Here is a 21747-nt window from a genome sequence, read left to right as displayed (position 1 = left end):
ACTGAGTGCATCAGTAGCTTTTTTATTGAAACTTTTTTCTTTTTTTTCCGTACATACATATAAATAACAAGAAAGGTGGGTTTATATGGGGAAACGTTCAGTTACAGGAATCATCATCGGCACAGTGGCAGGTCTTCTTCTTCTTATCGCTGCATTAACATCATGGTACACCGTTGATGAGTCGGAACAAGCGATTATTTTAACATTTGGTAAAATTGATGAGGAAGTAACGACACCCGGACTACATTTCAAACTTCCTTGGCCAATTCAAACAGTAGAAACGTTATCGCGCGAAACGTTTAGTTTACAATTCGGCTACAAAGAAGAAAATGGAAAAGTCGTTGCATCAAACAAAGGAGATACGAAAATGATTACCGGCGATGAAAATATTGTCCTCGCTGATATGGTCGTACAATGGAAAATTACTGATCCTGCCAAATATCTTTACCGCTCATACGAACCGGAACAAATTTTATATAATGCGACATCTGCTTCTTTACGCAGCGTCATCGGTAGCTCAAAAATTGATGATGCCTTAACGTCGGGGAAAGCAAAAATTGAAGCAGATGTGCGCGAGTCACTAACCGCATTAATGAAAAAGTATGATATTGGCATTTCGATTTTAGCTGTAAAGTTACAAGATGTTGACTTGCCGAACGACGAAGTGCGCAAAGCATTTACGAACGTTACCGATGCGCGCGAAACGATGAATACAAAAATTAACGAAGCGAATAAATACCGTAACAAACGGACGAAAGAAGCCGAAGGGGAAAAAGATGCCCTCATCTCCCAAGCAGAAGCTGATAAAGTAGCGCGGATTGAAAAAGCACGGGGGGATGTCGCCAAATTTAACGCCTTATACGAAGAATATAAAAACGCGAAAGACATTACAAAACAACGGTTAATGATTGAAACACTTGAACAAGTGCTTCCATACACGCGCATTTACATTATGAACGACGACGGTAATACACTAAAATACTTACCAATTCAACCGATCGAAAAACAAACGACGGAGAAAAAGAAGGAACAAGGGAGTGGTAATGAATGACAAACTTCCAAGACGATCAAAACGTCATCAACTTGAAAGATAAACTTCCGATGAAATGGTTTCGGTTTATAGTTAGTGGCGGCATCGGACTTATTTTACTTATCGTTATTTTAACAAATATATACATCGTTCATGAAAATGAATATAAGGTCGTACGTCAATTTGGAGAAATTGTCCGCATCGATCAAACGCCAGGATTACGTTTGAAAATTCCTTTTATTCAAAGCGTCACATCATTGCCGAAAGCACAAATCTTTTATGACGTCGCTGAAGCGGAAATTAATACAAAAGATAAAAAGCGTATTCTTGTCAACCATTACGCCATTTGGGAAATTACAAATCCGAAAGAAATGATTCAAAATGCCCGTACGTTAGAAAACGCAGAATCAAAAATGGATGAATTTATTTTCTCGATTGTTCGCACCGAGCTTGGACGGTTAAATTACGATGAAATTATTAATGATGAAAAGTCATCACGTGGCAGCTTAAACGATGAAGTAACCGCAAAAGTAAACGAACTGTTACAACAAGACCGTTACGGTATTCGCGTTGTCGATGTACGCATGAAACGCATTGACTTGCCAGAGGAGAATGAACATTCTGTTTATAAACGTATGATTTCTGAACGCGAATCAAAAGCGCAAGAATATTTATCAATGGGAGATGCTCAAAAACAGCGTATTATTGCTCAAACAGACCGTGAAGTAAAAGAAATGCTCGCCAAAGCGCAAGCGGATGCTGAACGTATCCGCGCAGCAGGTGAACAAGAAGCAGCACGCATTTATAACGAAACATTTGCCAAGGATGCTGAATTTTATTCATTTTACCGTACGCTCGAATCGTATAAAACAACGATCGGCGAAGATACAGTCGTCATTTTACCAGCCAATTCACCTTACGCAAAATGGCTATTGGGACAAACGCGCTGAGCTTTCAGCGCGTTTCGTGCTCAAGTAACCATTTTTTTCGCTCTATTCCCCACGCGTATCCACCAAATTCTCCACCCGTGCGAATGACACGGTGACAAGGAATGACGATCGTGATCGGATTGTTACCGACAGCATTGCCAACGGCTCGCACCGCTTTCGGTTGACCAATTTGTTTGGCAATATGAGCATATGAAACCGTTTGTCCATAAGGAATCGTTTGTAGCGCTTCCCATACACGCATTTGAAACGGTGTGCCACTCACCCGTAACGGAATCGAAAACGACGTTCGCTTCTTTTGGAAATATTGTTCTAATTGTTCTATACATTGACTGAAGTGGGTGGGGACATTTTCGTTATTTTCCTCACCTTGTTCAACGATATTGATTCGTTCAATTCCGTCATTCGTTCCAATGATTTGTAACCAACCGATTGGCGATCCATAATACGCGATATGTTTCTCCATAGCCAACTCTCCTCTGCCAAATCGCACAACATTTACAGCGAAAAAAAACGACCGTTTTTTCATACACTACATATAGCTCCTCACGATAAGGAGGGTTTGTATTGCATACAGTCGACTACGACAAGGCGCTTTACTATACGTACCGTTCGGAATGGGATCATTTACTCATTCTTATGGTACGCACAAAAGACGATTTACTTTCAAAAAAAATTGAGCAGTTTCTTCATGCATACAACTTCGAAAAAGATTATACTGTCGTCCAAAAGCGATTGAACGCATTGTTACGTTACATCGATCACGCGTTAGACGTATATGAACAAGAACCGACGCTTACGATGGAATATAATTAGAGCGAAAGGAATCATCTCCTTTCGCTTTCTATATGACGGGATACGTTTGAATGAGCGGATGTAATACAATTTCATCCACTAACATATGTTTCGGCGCACTCGCCATATAGACAACCGCTTCAGCGACGTCTTCTGCCTTCAGCCATTCCGCTTTTTCAGGCAATCCTTGCGTAGAATTGGCAAAGTATGTATCGACCATTCCCGGATTAATAGTACCGACGCGAATGCCGTATGAACGCACTTCTTGCGCTACACTTCCCGAAAATCCTTGAACGGCATATTTCGTTGCTGTATATGCGGAACCGTTTACAATCGTATACCGACCGACGTCAGATGAAATCGTAATAATTGTTCCCGAACGTTGCTTTTTCATGTGTGGAAGCACTGCTTTTGTCCCGATAAATACCCCTTGTACATTTACTTCGAATAGTCGCTTCCACTCTTCGACTGTCGTTTCCTCTACAGGCTTAAATACACCGATACCCGCATTATTCACAAGTAAATCAATGCGACCAAATGTAGCGATGGTCGCTTCGACCACTTCATTCATTTGTTGCTCATTTGATACGTCCGCTTGAAACGTTTTTACATCTTTTAATTGCTCGCCAACTCTGTGAATATCCGAGGAACTGCCAATTAATACGAGCTTCATTCCTTGCTCTGCCAACTTATGTGCAATTGCTAACCCGATTCCACGAGATGCACCTGTCACAATAGCCACTTGTCCTTGTAACAAATTAACATCACCCTTTCTACGTTTTCGCTTCTATGTTACTCGTTCCCCATTCAAAAAACAACTGATAAGGCATTACACCTTATCAGCTGTTAACGTATATACTCGCTCCATGACCGCTGTTTCTAATTGCTCTAATTGTTTCTTCGCTTCGGCGAGCGTTCGCCCTTTGACACCAAAATAAAATTTCATTTTTGGCTCTGTGCCAGATGGACGCGCACAAAACCATGATCCGTCTTCTAGTACATATTTTAATACGTTCGACTTCGGCAAATGGATCGTTTCTTTTTTACCTGTATTCATATATACGCGCTCGCTTACCTTATAGTCTTCACGAATCACAACGCGCTGATTAGCGACAACAGTTGGCGGTTCATTACGAAATGTCGCCAGTAGTGCGTTGATTCGCTCGGTTCCTTCTTTTCCTTTTAACGTGAGTGAACGCAATCCTTCTTGATAATATCCGTATTGTTCAAACAATTGCATAAGTGCCTCGTATAAAGATAAACCTTGCTTTTTATAAAACGCGCACACTTCCACAGCGAGCAAAGCTGCTTGAATCGCATCTTTATCGCGAGCAAAGTCACCAATTAAATACCCGTAACTTTCTTCGTAACCAAACTGAAATACATACTCTCCTGTTTGCTCGTATTGTTTAATTTTTTCACCGATAAATTTAAACCCTGTCAATGTATCCATCGTCTCAATCCCAAATGATTCAGCAATCGCACGCCCAAATTCAGATGTAACGATCGTTTTAAACACAATCCCATTTGATGGCAATATCCCTTTTTCTTTCTTTTGTGAAAGAATGTAATGAAGCAACAAGCCACCTGTTTGATTACCTGTTAAAACGACGTATTCCCCTTGTTCGTTTTTCACCGCAATACCTAAACGATCCGCGTCAGGGTCTGTTGCAATTAATACGTCAGCGTCGACTTGTTTCCCAAGTTGAATTGCTAACTCAAACGCTGCGTGCTCTTCTGGATTTGGTGATTGTACGGTTGAAAAATTCGGATCCGGTTGTTCTTGTTCTTTGACGACGAACACGTTTTCATAGCCAAATTCTTTTAATCCGCGTTGCACGAGCTTATTTGCTGTTCCATGAAGCGGAGTAAATACGACTTTCACATCCACTTCATAGACAAGTTCTGGGCGAAGCGAAATCGTTTTTAATTTTTGTATGTATGCTTCGTCAATTTCTGCACCGATGATTTGAATCAACCCTTTTTCTTTTAATACGTCTTCTTGTTCAATTGCAAGTTCCCATTCATTTTCAATCGCATTGACATGTTCGATAACAACATCAGCAATATGTGGTGGCAACTGTGCCCCATCTTCTCCATACACTTTATAGCCGTTATACTCTGGTGGGTTATGACTAGCTGTAATGACAATACCCGAAAAAGCGCATAAATGACGAACAGCAAACGAAAGCTCTGGCGTCGGACGAAGCTCATCAAATACGTACGTCTGAATGCCGTGTGTCGCAAGCGTTTTTGCAGCTTCCATCGCAAACTGCTGTGATTTATGGCGCGAATCGTAGGCGATCACAACCCCGCGTCTTTTTGCTTCCTCTCCAAACGATTCAATGTATCGTGCTAACCCTGCCGATGCTTTTCGCACCGTATATATGTTCATACGGTTCGTTCCCGGTCCGATTTCCCCACGCATACCTCCTGTACCGAACTCTAACGTTTTATAAAAACAATCTTCTAACAATTTTTCATCTTTCTCTAGTTGTTGTAAGTTTGAACGCAATTCTTCATCTAACTGTGCCTGTTTCCAGCGTTCGTACACCATTTTCCAAGTCATATTTATCCCTCCATATCCGTTGCTCATTGTAACTTATTCTCGTCTTTTCATGCAAATTCCTTTTTCGTAGTTAAAAAGGAGCTCCTTTAAAAGAAGCCCCTTTTTTGTTTAATGATATGAAGGTTCGGAAATCTCGGATAACGCTTGTTCTGCCGCTTCATCGTACGCTTGGTTTGTAGCAATATCCCCAAGTGCAACAATGCCACAAAGGGCATTATTTTGTACGATCGGCAAGCGACGAATTTGGTTTTTCGCCATCACTTTCGCTGCTTCATTAACGCTCATGTTTGGTGTACCTATCACTACATCGCTTGTCATGACTTGTGAAACAGGCGTTGAAGGGGCTAACCCTTGCGCAGTCGTACGAAGAGCAATGTCACGGTCAGTGATCATCCCTTTGACTTTTCCGTTTTCAACAACAGGAATCGCACCGACGTTATGTTCGTTCATCAGCTGTGCTGCCTCTTGAACAGATTGATCTGGTTTGACTGTCGCCACTTGGCGCGTCATAATTGATTCAACTGTATGATTCAATATGATCCTCTCCTTTCGCTTCTTATTGTGTACGTTCAACTGTTCATTATGTAAGTAAAATGTAGTCGCAATTTACATCATTTCTTTCTATGTACTATAATGAACAAAGAGTAAAAAATAAGAAGGTGGAATCATGGCTCGAAAGGAAAATCATTTATTGGCCGCTTGGATTGTTGCGTTAATTGCTACACTTGGCAGCCTGTATTTTTCTGAGGTAATGAAATTTATCCCATGTGAACTTTGTTGGTACCAACGCATTTTTATGTACCCACAAGTGTTTTTGCTTGCCATGGCTTTTGTACGAAAAGAGTTTATGATCGCACGTTATACGCTTATGTTATCGATCATTGGCGGCACCATTTCTTCATATCATTATTTAATTCAAAAAGTAACGTTTTTTCGCGATACGGCTCCATCATGTAGCATTGTGCCATGTACAGGGGACTATCTTAACTGGCTCGGGTTTATTACCATTCCCCTTTTAGCACTCATTGCCTTTGTTTCCATCGGCATTATTAGTTATCAAGTCATTCGAATGGAGAAAGAAGGGAAATACATATGAAAAAGTTGCTTATTTTCGGAGGTATTATTATCGCTTTATTCAGTGCACTCGCTTGGATTACGTCATATACACAAAAACAAAAAGCTGAAGGCAATCCATTTGGAAAGGAAGAATTGCACCCAGCTACGATCGATCTCCTTGATGATCCGAACTATCAAAACGTTATTTTACCAAATGAATTAAAAGAAGCATTAAACAATAAGGAGACGATCACTGTTTACTTTTACAGTTCAACATGCGAATTTTGTAAAAAGACAACACCAATTGTCGCTCCGTTATCAAAAGAGATGGGAATTGATCTAAAGCAATTTAACCTTTTGGAATTTGAAGAAGGCTGGGACGAGTATCACATCGAGGCAACACCGACAATTGTTCACTTTAAAGATGGCAAAGAAGTCGCACGCATTGAAGGATATTATGAAGAAGACGTGTTCCGGAAGTGGTTTGAACAGATCAAATAAAAAAGCCTTCGTTTTGAAGGCTTTTTCACATCACCCAAGCGTGAACAGGCTTTATATACATGCTTATATATCCATCTTTTTGATGCAAAAAATGTTCAAGAGTGAGTGGAAAACTAATCCCATGCTGTTCTAGCTGTTCAATATTGCGCTGAAACAGCTGTTCATAATCAGCTGAATGACGATGAAACGAAGTAAACTCAATGATGGCTTGTAACGATTGTAATGCAGAAATAATCGTAAATGCCTCCTTTAACGTTCCATCATATGTGGAAGATTCAAACTGTAATATGCCGAGCGATTGAAATGTTTCAATTTCATTATCCGTAAAATATTTTGGAAAAATACATGTATAAAACTGTTCAATAAGCGAATGAATATATTGCTTTTGCTCTTCTGTAGCAACATAGACGGTCTTCAATTGCCTCACCTTTTTCCATTTCTTTTCCTAATCTATAACGAAATTGTAACACACCAACTCCTGTTTTAGTGTTGGTAATTTATTGTATAGAAAGAGTGAGACGGATGAATGTACAAAAAAAAGGAAGTTGGCTCGTATTTGAAGCGCCATCATCATGGGAAGGCTTGTCACTAGAACAAGCATTTCAAACGAAATGGTTCGTTCCTAAAAAAATGTTACATGAATGGCGAATGACAAAAGGTGTATCAATCAATGACGACATCGTTCCTTTCCATACGATCATTTCACCGAACGATCGCATTCGTGTTCGTATAAAAGAAGAACAAATCGAACCGGTTCCGACATACATACCGCTTCATGTTGTATTTGAAGATGATCATGTACTTGTCATTAACAAGCCTGCACATATGGATGTTCATCCAACACAACCAAATCAGACGAATACATTAGCAAACGCCGTCGCATTCCATTTTCAATGTGAAGGAATACACAGTAAAGTTCGTCATGTGCATCGGCTCGATCGCGATACAAGCGGTGTCATTTTATTCGCTAAACACGCACTTGCTGGGGCTATTCTTGATAAATATTTAGCCGAACGAACCATTCGTCGCACGTATATTGCACTTGTTCATGGATATGTAAAACAGAAAAAAGGAACGGTCAAAGCACCAATCGGGCGCGATCGACACCATCCAACAAAACGACGTGTATCGAAAACAGGAGATACAGCTATCACGCACTATGAACGGCTCGAATATGACAAACAAAAACATGTGTCGCTTGTTCGCCTCACCCTCGATACAGGACGAACGCATCAAATTCGTGTTCATATGAGCTATATCGGCCATCCGTTAGTTGGCGATACATTATATGGAGGAAAACCGTGGATGAATCGGCAAGCGTTACATGCGATCTCCTTATCTTTTCCTCATCCATTTACAAAAGAGTTCATCACATGCTCGGCATTACCTGATGAAACAATTTTTAGTCATATAAAAAGAGGCGCGTTATTATAACGCAGCCTCTTCATTCATATCCGCGACTACATCTACTGGCGATGGACGACGTGTCACTTCAATTTTTTTGACATGGTGACCGTCCAATTGCACGACTGTAAAGACGTAATCACCAAACTCAATTTGCTCTCCTGGACGAATGTTATAACGCTCCGTTAACATCCATCCACCAATCGTATCAACGTCTGTATCGTCAATTTCTAAACCGAATAAATCGTTAATTTCACTAATGAGTACTTTTCCATCAACGATTGCACGGTTGTCATCGATCATTTGGATGAGCGGAGCTTCATCTATGTCAAATTCATCTCGAATTTCTCCAACAATTTCTTCTAAAATGTCTTCGACTGTCACTAAACCAGAGGTTCCGCCATATTCATCAACTAAAATGGCCATATGAATGCGTTCTTTTTGCATTTTTACAAGCAAATCTTGAATAGGGATCGTTTCAATCACTTGAATAATTGGACGAATATAGTCACGCAACTGTTTTCGCTCTTGGCAGTTCACAACAAGATCAGTAAATAACTCTTTTACATTTACTAATCCGAGAATATGGTCTTTATCACCATCAATGACAGGATAACGTGTATACTTTTCTTCGCGAATGGTTTGTAACACGTGGTCCATGGAATCGTTGACATCTAACGCAATAATTTCTTTGCGCGGAACCATAATTTCTTTTGCCACACGATCGTCAAAACGAAAAATGTTATTCACGTATTTATATTCTGTATGATTAATTTCTCCATTTTTATAACTCGCTGATAAAAGAAGGCGCAATTCTTCTTCAGAATGAGCCAATTCTTGCTCACTAGATAACTGGAACCCAAATAAACGAACAACTAAGCGGGCAGATCCGTTTAATAACCAAATAAATGGATACATGACTCGATAAAATAACATGAGCGGACGCGCTGTCCATAGCGTAATCGCTTCCGCTTTTTGAATCGCAATCGTCTTCGGCGCCAATTCACCAATAACAACATGAACAAACGTAATTGTTGCAAATGCCACAATAAATGAAGCCCCATGAGAAAATGATGGAGATACATGAAACTGCTCAAAAAGCGGACGAAGCGCTCGTTCCACTGTCGGTTCCCCGAGCCAACCAAGCCCGAGTGATGTCATTGTAATACCAAGCTGATTTGCAGATAAATACTCATCTAAATGAGTGATGACATGTTTTGCTGCTACTGCTTTTTTGTTCCCTTCCTCAATTAATTGATCAATGCGCGATGGACGCACTTTTACAATTGCAAACTCTGAAGCGACAAAAAAACCAGTTAACGCAATAAGAAAAACGATCATCCATAAACTAAATATGTCCAACGAACGTCCGCACGCATGAATGCGTGCGGATGCCACCTCCTATTTATTAATCTTCATTGTTTCCTTGTACGAAAATAAGCACATACTTGATTAATTCTAACACCGAAATAAGCGCTGCAGCAACATATGTTAATGCCGCGGCATTTAACACTTTATTTACCCCACGTTCTTCCTCATTGCGAATGATGCCTTCTGTGATCATAAAATCTTTGGCGCGCGAACTAGCATTAAACTCAACTGGCAATGTAATGACTTGGAATGCAACGGCAAACGAGAATAAAATAATCCCTAAACCAATTAACGAAAATTGTTGCATCAAAAATCCGCCAAGAAGAAGGAACGGTGCAATACCAGATGTAAAATTCACAAGCGGAAACATACGATGTCGTAAAACGAGCGCACCATATGCTTGTTGATGTTGCACCGCGTGACCAACTTCATGAGCCGCCACCGATACCGCAGCAATGGAACGACCGTAGTACACAGGCTCCGATAAACGAACCGCACGTGCAATTGGATCGTAATGATCTGTCAATGTACCCGGAACAAGCTCAACTGGCACATCGTATAGCCCGTTGCGATCTAAAATGAGCCGCGCCACTTCTGCGCCCGTCAAACCAGATGAAGCGGGAACATCTGACCATTTACTAAAATTTCCTTTCACTTTAAATTGCGCCCAAATCGATACTCCGAAGGCGATCAAAATAAGAAAATCCATTGGATGAAAAAACATGAAACCATCCCTCCGTTACTTTATATTTTAATGGAAAATGACTGAAAATAAAAGAGAACACGTTCACATACATTATATACGAATATTGTGTCCAAAAAGTTTCACAAAATCGAAAAAACCTCGCGATTTGCGAGGTTGAATAAAATTCCTTTTTTAGTGTGTATGGTGAACCGCACAACGGTTTGGACCGATTTCAAGTTCTTGTTGTTGTTCTGGTGTAGCATCTTTTACACCGCGGTTAATGGCGATAATGTCTTCAAAGTTTGGCGGTGTTTCAGAAGATGCAGATTGCGCCACATGTTCAACAAACTCTTCTTCTGTTTTCCCCTGCATAATTTCATTCATTTGACGAATGTTTCCTAATATATTTCCAATATATCCTTGTTCATTAACTTCTTGATCGAAGTTTGCATAGTGTGCAGGAAGAACAATGACATCATCAGCAATTTGTGCGACTTTGTTGTATACTGTGTCGTATAAATCTTTTGCCCATTCACGCGCTTTTCCGCCTAAGTCTGGTCGGCCAAGACCGCTGACGAAAATCGTATCGCCAGAGAACAACAATTTGTTGTTTACGAAGAATGACACACTACCCGGTGTATGACCTGGTGTTTTAATGGCTAATACTTCTAAACTTACTTTTTCAAATTCGATGCGATCATGGTTTTCTAGCGGTTCAAACTCAAATACGGCACCTTCACTCTTCATTAAGTAATATGTCGCACCTGTTTGTTTTGCTAATTCATATCCGCCAGAAATATGGTCAGCATGTAAATGTGAATCAACGATATGTGTAATCGCTACGTTTTCTTTTTGAGCAACTTCTTTATACACATCAATAAATCGAGATGGATCGACGATTAACGCTTCTTTTCCTGATACGACCATGTAAGAAAGACAACCTTTACCGACGCGAATAAATTGATACACTTTTATATCGTTATCTTGATATACAACAACAGGGTATAAATACTCGCTCCACGCTTTCATGCCGCCTTTTAAATAAAACACTTCTAATCCTTTTTCAGCAAGCATGTCAGCAACCATCATAGAAGAACCTTCTTTAGCACAAACGACAACAATTTTTTTGTCTTTTGGCAAACGCTCTAACACGGATTCAACGCCATCAATTAATTCAAAGTAAGGAATGTTTAAATACTCAATGTGTTCTCCTTCAATTTTCCAATCTGCAAAGTCTGATTCATTGCGAACATCAAATAAGAAAAACGGCTCTTTATTTACAATCATCTCATTAATTTGTTGTGCTGTTAATGCATATACTGCCATTTATTATCCACCTCTCCTTATACCTTATAGGGTATTTTTATAGATAAAAAAATTATTGTTGTAACAATTGCATAATTCGTTGTGGATCAAATCCAATAACCCAACGCCCATTAATTTCTGTTTGCGGCACGCCCATTTGTCCTGTTGAGCGAATAACATAATCAACAGCCTCAGGATGTTGATGTAAATTTACTTCTTTAAATGGGATGCCACGCTCATCTAAAAAGTTTTTCAATAACGTACAATACGGACATGTTGTTGTCGTATATACAGTTACTTGTTTCATTGGGTCATTCCTCCTTTATGTTTCGGTATTTTATATACCCCTATAAGTATTATAACATAAAGGATGAACTTTTCAACAGTTTTTACAAAATATCCAACCAAATTTTTATCGCTGTTGCGACAATCAGTGCAGCTAATATAAACTGTAATACTTTTGTATTTACCTTTTTACCAACATTCGCCCCAATAGGAGAAGCAATTAAGCTTGCAACAACCATAATAAATGCGGTCCAAAAATCAAATTGACCTGTTGTAATTTTTCCAACAGTTGCCCCAATGGATGAAATAAATGTAATCGCTAATGATGTAGCGATCGTCATACGTGTTGGGATTTTTAATACAACAAGCATAATTGGTACAAGGATAAACGCCCCTGCGGCACCAACAATGCCAGCGCTCACTCCGACAATGAATGCTAACGCTGCTGCAAGCCATTTATTGAATGTGACTTGATCAAGTGGAATATTATCAATTCCTTTTTTCGGAACGAACATCATCATCGCAGCAATCGTCGCTAACACCGCATAAACGATATTAATGCCGCCTTCGCTCATTAATTTCGAACCATAACCACCAATGAAACTACCAATTAAAATACTGGTACCCATATAAATAATTAACGTTTTATTTAAATACCCACCTTTACGGTACGCCCAAACGCCTCCAATCGTCGCAAACAATACTTGAATGGCGCTAATTCCTGATACTTCATGGGCGCTAAATGCAGCGTAACCAAGCAATGGTGGGATGTAAAGCAACATCGGATATTTAATAATCGATCCGCCAATTCCAACCATTCCTGAAATAAACGAACCGATAAATCCAATTAAAAAAATTGTAATAATAAAACCGATGGCCATGCTCATTCACTCCTTATATGAAGCATCGGGACATATGCCCGATGCTTGTTACGCTTTACGAATCCAAAATTTTAGTACGTCTCCTTCTTCGACCATATCGATCATTTCATGACCAGCTGATTTTGCCCATGCAGATAAGTCGTTTTTAGCTCCTTTATCTGTAACATGAATTTCCAACACTTGACCAGATTGTAATGTGTCCATTCCTTTTTTCGTACGAACGATCGGCAGTGGACACGCAAGTCCCTTTGCATCAACGAGAAGATCGGCTTTCATGTTCTTCCTCCTTAGAATGTTAACGTGATGTCAGCATCTTTCGCAAAATCAAGGAATGTCACTGCTCCACCAACATCAATACCATCGACAAAATGTTCTTTTGTTAATCCCATCACATCCATCGTCATTTGGCAAGCAATAAACTTCACACCCATTTCTTGCGCCATGCCTACAAGCTCTGGAATAGATGGAACGTTTGCTTGGGCAAATCCTTGTTGAATTTGCTCTTTTCCTTCTGGAAGTGGCAATTGTTGATATGCTTCTTTATGAATTAAATTTAATCCTTCGAATGTAAAGAAAATAGCTACCTCTGCTTCTGTTGCTGCTGCTGCTGTTGCAATGTTAAACACCTTATATGCGTCAAATAAACCACCATTTGCTGCAATAATCGCTACACGTTTTTTCATTGTTCATTTCCTCCTTTAGTCATTGTTCCTTTCCATTGTGTCATACCTGGAATGACGTTAAATACACTTGTAAATCCTTTTTCAGTAAGTTGTTGCGCAGCTAAATCGCTGCGATTACCTGTTCGGCAAATGACATAAATTGTTTCATCTTTATTTAATTCATTTAATCGCTCTTCTAATTGTCCGAGCGGGATATGATATGCTCCCGGAATATGACCAAATACATACTCGGCTTCCTCACGCACATCTAAAATAAATACTTGTTCATTGTTTTCTACTTTCTTTTGCAGCTCCTCTAAAGAAACAACGTGAGGATATTTTGCTTCTTCCTTTACTTCTGTAGGATTTGCTTTACGAAGATAATGCTTGAGTACATCACCTTCTTCAATCGTGCCGATATATTGATGCCCTGTATTCTTTGCCCACCCTTGAATATCAGCAAGTGAACCTTTATCCGTCGCTTGCACTTCAAGCACTTGGCCAGGCTGTAGCTGTTCCATCGCCTTTTTCGTGCGAACAATCGGCATCGGGCACGTGAGCCCCTTTGCATCAACAACCAGATCGACGTGAATCGTCATTCCATTCCCCCCTATCGTTCAATTTCGCCTGTCCATTCAAGCATACCGCCTGTCATATTTACAACGCGGTATCCGTAACTTTCTAACAACTGACAAGCCATACCGCTTCGATTTCCTGAACGGCAAACAAGAATATGTTCTTCGTTTTTATCAATTTCATTCATCCGCTCAAGCAGTTGGCCAAGCGGGATGTGACGAGCACCGGGAATTTTACCTTGGGCTACTTCCTCATATTCGCGCACATCGATAATGCTTAGTGCACGACCCTCTTTTAATTGTTGCTCCACTTCTTGTGGTAGCATATGTTTCATCTTTCTCACCTCTCTATACTCATAAGGGTATATTAGACTGCAAAAAAATAATTTATTACCATTACCTCTATGAGTATATTACAAAACCCCCACCCGTTTGTCAACCTTTTTTTCGCAAAAAAAAACCTTGTATGTCACAAGGGATTAAACAAATGTTTTATGTTCTTCTTTTCGGAAAAAGTTTCTCATCGCCTGTAACACATCTGACTTTTGCTTCAAAATGTAATAGCGAAATTTTTCATCCTTAATATGTTTGTATGCCGACATGAGAGTCGAGTGACGATTGTACTGATTCACTTCTCCGTATCCAAACATATTCGATACCTTCATTAATTCTTGCACTAGCTTAACACAACGAGCGTTATCGGACGTTAAATTATCGCCATCGGAAAAATGGAACGGATAAATATTATATTTTGTCGGTGAGTATTTTGTTTCGATCACTTCAAGCGCCTTTCGATATGCTGACGAACATATCGTTCCACCGCTTTCCCCTTTTGTAAAAAACTCTTCTTCTGTTACAATTTTCGCTTCGGTATGATGCGCAATAAAAACAATATCGACCGTTTCGTATTTCGTCCGTAAAAATCGGGTCATCCAAAAGAAGAAGCTTCTAGCCATATATTTTTCCCATACACCCATTGATCCGCTCGTGTCCATCATTGCGATAACAACCGCTTTCGAATCGGGCTTAATCACTTCATTCCACGTTTTAAATTTCAAATCTTCCGGATAAATTGGATAAAAACTCGGATTGCCACTTAATGCGTTTCGTTTAAAGGCAGCCATCATTGTTTTTTTCTTATCGATGTTCCCCATTAATCCCGTTCGGCGAATATCGTTAAACTCAATATGCTGAACAACATGGTCAGCATGTTGCTTTTTCTTTAAATCAGGAAGTTCTAATTGACTAAACAAAGCTTCTTCAAGCTCCATTAAGGATACTTCTGCTTCATAATAATCTTGCCCCGCCAGGTCACCTGCTCCTTGCCCTTTTCCCGGTCCTTTTTGACCGTCACCAGAACCGTCGCGCGCAATGACATCACCAACTTGACTGTCCCCATCGCCTTGGCCGACATGTTTATTTTTGTCGTAATTATAACGAATTTTATATTCATCTAACGAACGAATCGGTATTTTAATGACGTCGCGACCGTTGGACATAATGATGCTTTCTTCTGTAATTAAATCACCGAGGTTATTTTTAATTGCTTCTTTTACCTTTTCCTCGTGCCGTTTTTGATCATCTTGGCCTTTTCGATGGAGGGACCAATCTTCCTTTGACACAATGAAGTTTCTACTCATTTTTTCCCCTCCTACAATGTAAAATAATGCTGCACATTTTCCTTTTTCCTCGCATACACTATGTTGGCTTGCAACAATAATGAATGAATGGTTGGTTACTTTATCCTATGCAACGTCCGAAAAAAATTGACAAATGATTTCGAAAATTGTTCTGACCTTTTTTGCTGGACAAGCCTGTTTTCTACGATGATAAAACAAAGCATGCCAAGTGCGGCATGCTTTATCGGTTTAACAAACTTCCGACATAACGAAGCAATTCATTTGCTGAGGTAGAGTTATAACCATATTCATCAATTAATCGAGCAACCACTTCATTAATTTTCTTCAGTTGTTGTTCATCAGGGGTTTTTGTGGACGTCGTAATTTTGACAATATCTTTTAAGTCTGCAAACAATTTTTTCTGAATCGCTTCACGCAACCGTTCGTGCGAATTATAATCAAAACGTTGACCTTTACGGGCATATGCTGAAATACGAATTAAAATTTCTTCACGAAATGCTTTTTTCGCATTCTCGGAAATGCCAATTTGTTCTTCAATCGACCGCATGAGTTTTTCATCTGGATTCATTTCTTCTCCTGTTAGTGGATCGCGAATTTTCGCTTTGTTACAATATGCCTCTACGTTATCTAAATAATTGTCCATTAACGTTTTCGCTGACTCTTCATACGAGTAAACGAACGCTTTTTGTACTTCGCGCTTTGCAATTTCATCGTATTCTTTTCGTGCAACTGAGATGAAATTTAAATAACGTTCCCGATCTTCTTTTGAAATAGACGGATGATGCTCTAAGCCTTCTTTCAATGCTCTCAATACATCTAACGCATTAATAGACGGCACTTCCTTTCGAATAATACAAGACGAAATTCGGTTAATAACATAGCGTGGATCAATGCCGCTCATTCCTTCGTCTGGATATTCTTTTTTCAACTCCTCGACATCCACTTCATTAAACCCTTCAACAAGCTCACCGTCATACAGACGCATTTTTTTCACAAGGTCAATATCGCCACGCTTCGGTTCTTTTAATCGCGTCAAAATTGTAAACATCGCTGCTACCCGTAGCGTATGTGGTGCAATATGCACATCTGCTACGTCGCTTTCGCGAATCATTTTTTCATAAATTCGTTCTTCTTCTGACACTTTTAAGTTATACGGTATCGGCATGACGATAATTCGCGAATGAAGTGCCTCATTCTTTTTATTAGCAATAAATGAACGATACTCTGTTTCATTCGTATGGGCAACAATCAATTCATCAGCGCTAATAAGCGCAAAACGTCCTGCCTTAAAGTTTCCTTCTTGCGTCAAAGAAAGCAAATGCCATAAAAACTTTTCATCGCATTTTAACATTTCTTGAAATTCCATAATACCGCGATTCGCTTTGTTTAGCTCTCCATCAAAACGATATGCGCGCGGATCCGATTCGGACCCATATTGAGCAATCGTAGAAAAATCAATGCTGCCTGTTAAATCAGCAATATCTTGCGACTTCGGATCGGATGGGCTGAACGTTCCGATTCCGACACGCTTATCTTCGGAGAAAAAGATGCGTTCGACCATCACATCTTCAATGCGCCCGCCGTATTCTTTTTCAAGTCGCATCATGTTTAATGGGGATAAGTTCCCTTCAATACGAATGCCATACTCTTTATAAAACTCATCGCGCAAATGGTGTGGAATTAAATGAAGCGGATCTTCATGCATGGGACATCCTTTAATCGCATATACCGCACCACGATCGGTATACGAGTACGCTTCAAGTCCTCGTTTTAACATTGTCACAAGCGTTGATTTTCCCCCGCTTACCGGTCCCATTAACAACAAAATACGCTTTCGAACATCTAGTCGTTTGGCGGCTGGGTGAAAATATTCTTCTACAAGCCGCTCTAGCGCTTCTTCAAGCCCAAATAACTGACCGCTAAAAAAGTTGTATTTTTTCTTTCCATCCACTTCTTCTACGCCCGCATCTTTAATCATATTGTAAACGCGAGAATGAGCGGACTGAGCCACCCATGGCTTTTCTTTTACGATTTCTAAGTACTCGGCAAATGTTCCTTCCCACTTTAATTTTTGCTCTTCTTCTCTATATTTTTGTATTTTTTTCAAAATGTCCATACACGGACCTCCTCCACCTTTGATGTCTAGCGTCATGATTAATACCATATGTATGCAAGGATGTCCGTAATCATTCGTAAAAGTATGACTTTCATATCGCTATACAATTAGGCTATAATGAAAACGTGGTCATTTTCTTGTCACTTCATAAAGGAGGAGATTTTATATGAAAACGCTTCTCGTACTTGGTGTTATTTTCGCCTTTTTAGCTGCCATTTTTACAGCGGGATATAACGATAAGCCAGAAGTAAAAAATTAAGCGACTTTCATTCGAAAGTCGCTTAAAATACGTTTGGAAAGTTTTGTTGCCTTAACGCCTCATATACGAGAATGGCGGCTGTATTCGATAAATTGAGCGAACGAACGTATTCGTTCATCGGAATACGCAAACAACGTTCCATATTGTTTTCGATTAAATCTTTTGGCAATCCGCTCGTTTCACGGCCGAAAACGAAAAAGTAATCTTTCGTTGAATCGCTATAGTCAAACGATGTGTAGTATGTTTGCCCAAACTTCGTAATAAAGAAAAATTCACCTTCTTTATATTTGTCAAAAAGCTCTTGTAATGAGTCGTAATAGTGCACATCGACATATTCCCAATAATCTAATCCAGCACGCTTTAACATTTTATCATCGGTTGAAAATCCGAGCGGTCGAATTAAATGTAACGATGTTCCTGTTGCTGCGCATGTGCGCGCAATATTTCCTGTATTCGCTGGAATTTCTGGTTGATATAAAACGACATGTAAAGCCACAATCTTCACTCCTATACACGATCAATAATATGGAAAAATTTATATTGGATATTTGATGTATATGCCGTTGAATCTTCATATGACCAATAACGCATACGGCTATTGGACGTATGAGCATTGACAAGCGGCATCCCTTGTTTATCTTTCGCCACGACGATCGTTGTATGATCGAATCGTCCGTCTCCTTGAAAATCATAACAAATGACATCACCAAGAGACAACTGTTCCGGTGATTTTTTTTCGATGGCTTGAATGCCTGTTTTTGACCCACTTAAATACCAACGTAATGCATTTGCGACCGTCCACGTATAGCTCCAGTCGTTCTTTCTCATCCACCATCCTTTTGTTTTGTTCGGATAACCCATCATGGGGATTCCGCCTGCATGTAAACATTGTGAAATGAAATTTGTACAATCGACAGGGAATTTGTGAAACGCTGGATTATAATCGTTCCACCATATTTCAGCATATCGTACCGCGGCTAATCGATCATACGTATAACGAACACGTTCATCATCATCTCGCTCTTGCTTTTTTTCAACTTGTTCCGTTTCGATGGTAGGCAAAAGCAAGCGATCGCTAACAAGTTCGCGTTGCTCAAATATTGCTTCACGCATCTCTTGTTTCTCTTCAACATACATCCAGCCATGTTGCCAAATAAAAAAACGAAAATGAACGATATAGCGCACGAACGTTTTTGAAACGATATGTTTTCGTTCAATGATTGTTCCCTTTCCTTCACATTTCACAAGTTGGGCATTTCGCTTAACTAACAACTGCTTTTTTCGTTCAACTTCTTCATCCGTCACATCGCTTATAAAAAAACGCCGGATACGTTCATCGAGAAGATCGTGTAGTCGTTTTCTCATCCCGCTCACCACTTTTTTCGTTTTTTACTACGTTATGTCACAAACAGTAGAAAAACAACTACACGTTCTCAAGCATCACTAACGCTTTGTCAATTTCCCGAATGACATCTTCATCTTGTTCATTCTCTTTTGCTTGTTGTAACATCGGCATCACTTTACGATTTCCAATTTTACCAAGCGCCCACGCTGCCGTTCCGCGAATGACTGGACGTGAATCTTCCCGAAGTAACATTAATAAATCATCGATGGCACTTTCATCTTTATAATGGGCTAATGCAATAATTGCATTTCGTTGAATCGGTTTTTTCCCGCGCCATGCTCCCGATAAATGCCCGAACATTTCTTTAAATTGACGATTCGTCATATGAAGAAGCGGTTTTAATAAAGGTTTCACTACTTCTGGATCCGGCTCCATCTCTGGATGGAAATGAAAATCTTTCCCTTTATTTTTTGGACAAACAAGTTGACACGTATCGCATCCATACAATCGGTTTCCTATTTTATCGCGAAACTCATCAGGAATGAACGTTTTCGTTTGCGTTAAAAAAGCAATGCATCGCTTCGCATTCAACTGTCCCCCTTGCACAAGTGCTCCTGTCGGACAAGCATCAATACAGCGAGTGCATGTCCCACATTGGTCTTCGATTGGCGTATCAGGAGGAAATGGGATATTCGTAATCATTTCGCCTAAATATACATATGAGCCAAATTCCGGTGTAATAATGGAACAGTTTTTTCCGCTCCATCCGATCCCTGCTCGTTCGGCTACTGCCCGATCAGCTAATTCCCCCGTGTCGACCATCGACTTCACACGCGCATTCGGTATGCGAGCTAAAATAAATTGTTCTAATTTTTGCAAACGATCGCGTAAAATCACGTGATAATCTTGTCCCCAAGATGCTCGACAAAAAACGCCCCGTCGTTCTGTTTTCGTGCTCCGTGGTGCATTTTTTAGCTTCGACGGATATGCGAGGGCAATCGCAATAATGGAACGTGCTTCTGACAACAATAAAGACGGGGTCGTTCGCTTGTCAATATCAGGTTCTTCAAATCCTGATTGATATCCAAGGTGTTGCTGCTGACGCAGTCGTTCTTTTAACTCAAAAAATGGATCTGCGCTTGCAAAACCAATTTTATCAATTCCAATTGTTCTACTATACTGAATGATTTCTTCTTTCAATGCAACAACGTCCATCCCTCATCCCTCCTTTCCTCGTTGTTTATGTTACAATGTAAAGAAAAAGGAGTGAACGATATGTTAACCATTTGTGACACGGTAAAACAGTGCGTATCTCATTTTAAAATCGGCGTCCTTACATACGATCAAATCGTTGTCGGTCCGTCCCCTAACATGTTGAAAGGAAAGCTTCGCCAATTTCAAGAGTTGCTATATTTCGATATGGAACAAACTCCGCTAGGTGAATGGCCAGAAGTGAAAGAATGGCGATCTGTCTTTAAACAAATTGGCACCGATCCGAGCCGTTATCGCCCTTCGTCCGAAAGTTTGCTTCGTCGTGTGCACAAGCAAAGCTTTATTCCATCCATTCACTCAGCTGCTGATGTGAATAACTTTTTTTCCTTATATTATAAACTACCGATCGGCATTTATGATCGGGATCATCTAACGGGAGATATCGTTGTCACGATCGGTACGCAAGCAGATGAATATATAGGCATCAATGATCGGATAACAAACTTTGAACGAAAACTCGTCACAAAAGACGCTCAAGGTCCGTTCGGCAGCCCAATCGTTGATTCGAAGCGAACAATGGTCACAGAGCAAACAACTCACGCCGTTCAAATCGTATACTTCTTACCTTCGTTTACAGAAACACAATGTGAACAAATGTTGCAAGCGATGAAAGAGATGTTTATCCAAATTCACGGTGGTACAGCACATACAAAACTTATCATATAACATATACGAAAATACGGGGCAAGTAAAATAAAAAACGCAATGCCCCGTTCATCTAAGAAACGAAACACTGCGTTGTCCCCGTATGTATGGAGCGGGTGATGGGAATCGAACCCACGACATCAGCTTGGAAGGCTGAGGTTTTACCACTAAACTACACCCGCATACTTAAATTGACTATGCCTATCATCATTCAGCACGCCCTACCATGCCTCTTCCTCTACTCGCCTATTCAATGATGATCGATGCGTCGAGGCAACTCGCCGCTTATTCGACGATGCACCGCTCGTGGCTGAGGTTTTACCACTAAACTACACCCGCATACTTAAATTGACTATGCCTATCATCATTCAGCACGCCCTACCATGCCTCTTCCTCTACTCGCC

At 40.1% G+C, this 21747-nt stretch carries 26 protein-coding genes and 1 tRNA gene; 7 read left to right on the top strand and 20 right to left on the bottom strand.

Going from position 1 to position 21747, the window contains the following annotated elements:
- Positions 1–85 precede the first annotated feature (85 nt).
- Entirely contained in the window at positions 86–1051 is a 966-nt protein-coding gene (gene hflK / locus HNQ82_RS06870; protein ID WP_183248294.1) for an FtsH protease activity modulator HflK, read from the top strand.
- Positions 1048–1980: a protease modulator HflC gene (gene hflC / locus HNQ82_RS06865; protein ID WP_183248292.1), complete on the top strand. Its 933-nt coding sequence runs from the start codon at positions 1048–1050 to the stop codon at positions 1978–1980. The genes hflK and hflC overlap by 4 nt, the downstream gene beginning before the upstream one ends.
- A 4-nt stretch (positions 1981–1984) precedes the next feature.
- Here the strand turns inward: hflC and HNQ82_RS06860 are convergent, their stop codons facing one another.
- Positions 1985–2443, bottom strand: coding sequence for a methylated-DNA--[protein]-cysteine S-methyltransferase (locus HNQ82_RS06860; protein ID WP_183248290.1), 459 nt, complete (start codon positions 2441–2443; stop codon positions 1985–1987).
- Positions 2444–2544: 101 nt separating this feature from the next.
- On the opposite strand from HNQ82_RS06860, the gene HNQ82_RS06855 reads away from it, so the two are divergent.
- The gene (locus HNQ82_RS06855; protein WP_183248288.1) at positions 2545–2793 is read left to right on the top strand and encodes a YhdB family protein; all 249 of its coding nucleotides are present in this window, start codon (positions 2545–2547) and stop codon (positions 2791–2793) included.
- 28 nt (positions 2794–2821) lie between these two features.
- Here the strand turns inward: HNQ82_RS06855 and HNQ82_RS06850 are convergent, their stop codons facing one another.
- From HNQ82_RS06850 to HNQ82_RS06840, 3 genes are all read right to left on the bottom strand, one after another.
- Positions 2822–3529 (bottom strand): SDR family oxidoreductase, encoded by a 708-nt coding sequence (locus HNQ82_RS06850; RefSeq protein WP_183248286.1) that lies wholly within the window; start codon positions 3527–3529, stop codon positions 2822–2824.
- 72 nt (positions 3530–3601) lie between these two features.
- Positions 3602–5341, bottom strand: a complete 1740-nt coding sequence (locus HNQ82_RS06845; RefSeq protein WP_183248284.1) for a phospho-sugar mutase — start codon at positions 5339–5341, stop codon at positions 3602–3604.
- A 108-nt stretch (positions 5342–5449) separates the two neighbouring features.
- Positions 5450–5851 carry a CBS domain-containing protein gene (locus tag HNQ82_RS06840; protein ID WP_221261079.1) on the bottom strand — a complete coding sequence of 134 codons (402 nt, stop codon included), beginning with the start codon at positions 5849–5851 and terminating at the stop codon, positions 5450–5452.
- A gap of 157 nt (positions 5852–6008) precedes the next feature.
- Between HNQ82_RS06840 and HNQ82_RS06835 the strand changes: the two genes are divergently transcribed.
- Positions 6009–6437 carry a disulfide oxidoreductase gene (locus HNQ82_RS06835; protein ID WP_183248282.1) on the top strand — a complete coding sequence of 143 codons (429 nt, stop codon included), beginning with the start codon at positions 6009–6011 and terminating at the stop codon, positions 6435–6437.
- The gene (locus HNQ82_RS06830; protein WP_183248280.1) at positions 6434–6898 is read left to right on the top strand and encodes a thioredoxin family protein; all 465 of its coding nucleotides are present in this window, start codon (positions 6434–6436) and stop codon (positions 6896–6898) included. The genes HNQ82_RS06835 and HNQ82_RS06830 overlap by 4 nt, the downstream gene beginning before the upstream one ends.
- Positions 6899–6923: 25 nt before the next feature.
- Here the strand turns inward: HNQ82_RS06830 and HNQ82_RS06825 are convergent, their stop codons facing one another.
- Positions 6924–7325, bottom strand: a complete 402-nt coding sequence (locus HNQ82_RS06825) for a DUF5365 family protein (protein ID WP_425486246.1) — start codon at positions 7323–7325, stop codon at positions 6924–6926.
- A gap of 95 nt (positions 7326–7420) precedes the next feature.
- Here HNQ82_RS06825 and HNQ82_RS06820 point away from each other — a divergent pair, with 95 nt between their 5' ends.
- Positions 7421–8332 carry an RluA family pseudouridine synthase gene (locus HNQ82_RS06820; protein ID WP_183248276.1) on the top strand — a complete coding sequence of 304 codons (912 nt, stop codon included), beginning with the start codon at positions 7421–7423 and terminating at the stop codon, positions 8330–8332.
- On the opposite strand, the gene HNQ82_RS06815 is transcribed toward HNQ82_RS06820, so the two are convergent.
- The 14 genes from HNQ82_RS06815 to queG form a co-directional block, all read right to left on the bottom strand.
- Positions 8327–9664 carry a hemolysin family protein gene (locus HNQ82_RS06815; RefSeq protein WP_183248274.1) on the bottom strand — a complete coding sequence of 446 codons (1338 nt, stop codon included), beginning with the start codon at positions 9662–9664 and terminating at the stop codon, positions 8327–8329. The genes HNQ82_RS06820 and HNQ82_RS06815 overlap by 6 nt on opposite strands.
- Before the next feature lie 46 nt (positions 9665–9710).
- Positions 9711–10397: a zinc metallopeptidase gene (locus HNQ82_RS06810; protein ID WP_183248272.1), complete on the bottom strand. Its 687-nt coding sequence runs from the start codon at positions 10395–10397 to the stop codon at positions 9711–9713.
- Positions 10398–10550: 153 nt separating this feature from the next.
- Positions 10551–11684 carry an MBL fold metallo-hydrolase gene (locus HNQ82_RS06805; RefSeq protein WP_183248270.1) on the bottom strand — a complete coding sequence of 378 codons (1134 nt, stop codon included), beginning with the start codon at positions 11682–11684 and terminating at the stop codon, positions 10551–10553.
- 52 nt (positions 11685–11736) lie between these two features.
- A complete protein-coding gene (locus HNQ82_RS06800) occupies positions 11737–11970 on the bottom strand; it encodes a glutaredoxin family protein (protein ID WP_183248268.1) in 234 nt (77 codons plus the stop codon).
- 82 nt (positions 11971–12052) lie between these two features.
- A complete protein-coding gene (locus tag HNQ82_RS06795; RefSeq protein WP_183248266.1) occupies positions 12053–12829 on the bottom strand; it encodes a sulfite exporter TauE/SafE family protein in 777 nt (258 codons plus the stop codon).
- Between the two features lie 48 nt (positions 12830–12877).
- Complete coding sequence (locus HNQ82_RS06790; RefSeq protein ID WP_055440405.1) at positions 12878–13105, bottom strand: sulfurtransferase TusA family protein; 228 nt, start codon at positions 13103–13105, stop codon at positions 12878–12880.
- 11 nt (positions 13106–13116) lie between these two features.
- Positions 13117–13512 (bottom strand): DsrE/DsrF/DrsH-like family protein, encoded by a 396-nt coding sequence (locus HNQ82_RS06785; protein ID WP_032100926.1) that lies wholly within the window; start codon positions 13510–13512, stop codon positions 13117–13119.
- Entirely contained in the window at positions 13509–14090 is a 582-nt protein-coding gene (locus tag HNQ82_RS06780) for a sulfurtransferase TusA family protein (protein WP_032100927.1), read from the bottom strand. The genes HNQ82_RS06785 and HNQ82_RS06780 overlap by 4 nt, the downstream gene beginning before the upstream one ends.
- Before the next feature lie 11 nt (positions 14091–14101).
- Positions 14102–14401 carry a rhodanese-like domain-containing protein gene (locus HNQ82_RS06775; RefSeq protein ID WP_183248264.1) on the bottom strand — a complete coding sequence of 100 codons (300 nt, stop codon included), beginning with the start codon at positions 14399–14401 and terminating at the stop codon, positions 14102–14104.
- A 144-nt stretch (positions 14402–14545) separates the two neighbouring features.
- Entirely contained in the window at positions 14546–15706 is a 1161-nt protein-coding gene (gene yhbH / locus HNQ82_RS06770) for a sporulation protein YhbH (RefSeq protein ID WP_032100929.1), read from the bottom strand.
- A gap of 220 nt (positions 15707–15926) precedes the next feature.
- A complete protein-coding gene (locus tag HNQ82_RS06765; protein ID WP_055440401.1) occupies positions 15927–17822 on the bottom strand; it encodes a PrkA family serine protein kinase in 1896 nt (631 codons plus the stop codon).
- Positions 17823–18103: 281 nt separating this feature from the next.
- Positions 18104–18586 (bottom strand): tRNA (uridine(34)/cytosine(34)/5-carboxymethylaminomethyluridine(34)-2'-O)-methyltransferase TrmL, encoded by a 483-nt coding sequence (gene trmL, locus HNQ82_RS06760; RefSeq protein ID WP_183248262.1) that lies wholly within the window; start codon positions 18584–18586, stop codon positions 18104–18106.
- A gap of 2 nt (positions 18587–18588) precedes the next feature.
- Positions 18589–19446: an amidase domain-containing protein gene (locus HNQ82_RS06755; protein WP_183248260.1), complete on the bottom strand. Its 858-nt coding sequence runs from the start codon at positions 19444–19446 to the stop codon at positions 18589–18591.
- Between the two features lie 58 nt (positions 19447–19504).
- Positions 19505–20641: a tRNA epoxyqueuosine(34) reductase QueG gene (gene queG, locus HNQ82_RS06750; RefSeq protein ID WP_183248258.1), complete on the bottom strand. Its 1137-nt coding sequence runs from the start codon at positions 20639–20641 to the stop codon at positions 19505–19507.
- Positions 20642–20701: 60 nt separating this feature from the next.
- Between queG and HNQ82_RS06745 the strand changes: the two genes are divergently transcribed.
- Positions 20702–21364: a B3/B4 domain-containing protein gene (locus tag HNQ82_RS06745; RefSeq protein ID WP_183248256.1), complete on the top strand. Its 663-nt coding sequence runs from the start codon at positions 20702–20704 to the stop codon at positions 21362–21364.
- An 87-nt stretch (positions 21365–21451) separates the two neighbouring features.
- Here the strand turns inward: HNQ82_RS06745 and HNQ82_RS06740 are convergent.
- Positions 21452–21525: transfer RNA gene (locus tag HNQ82_RS06740), tRNA-Gly, on the bottom strand.
- Positions 21526–21747 lie beyond the last annotated feature (222 nt).

Source organism: Anoxybacillus tengchongensis (genome assembly GCF_014201585.1).
Lineage (GTDB): Bacteria > Bacillota > Bacilli > Bacillales > Anoxybacillaceae > Anoxybacillus > Anoxybacillus tengchongensis.
This window is presented reverse-complemented; position numbering and strand designations above follow the sequence as displayed.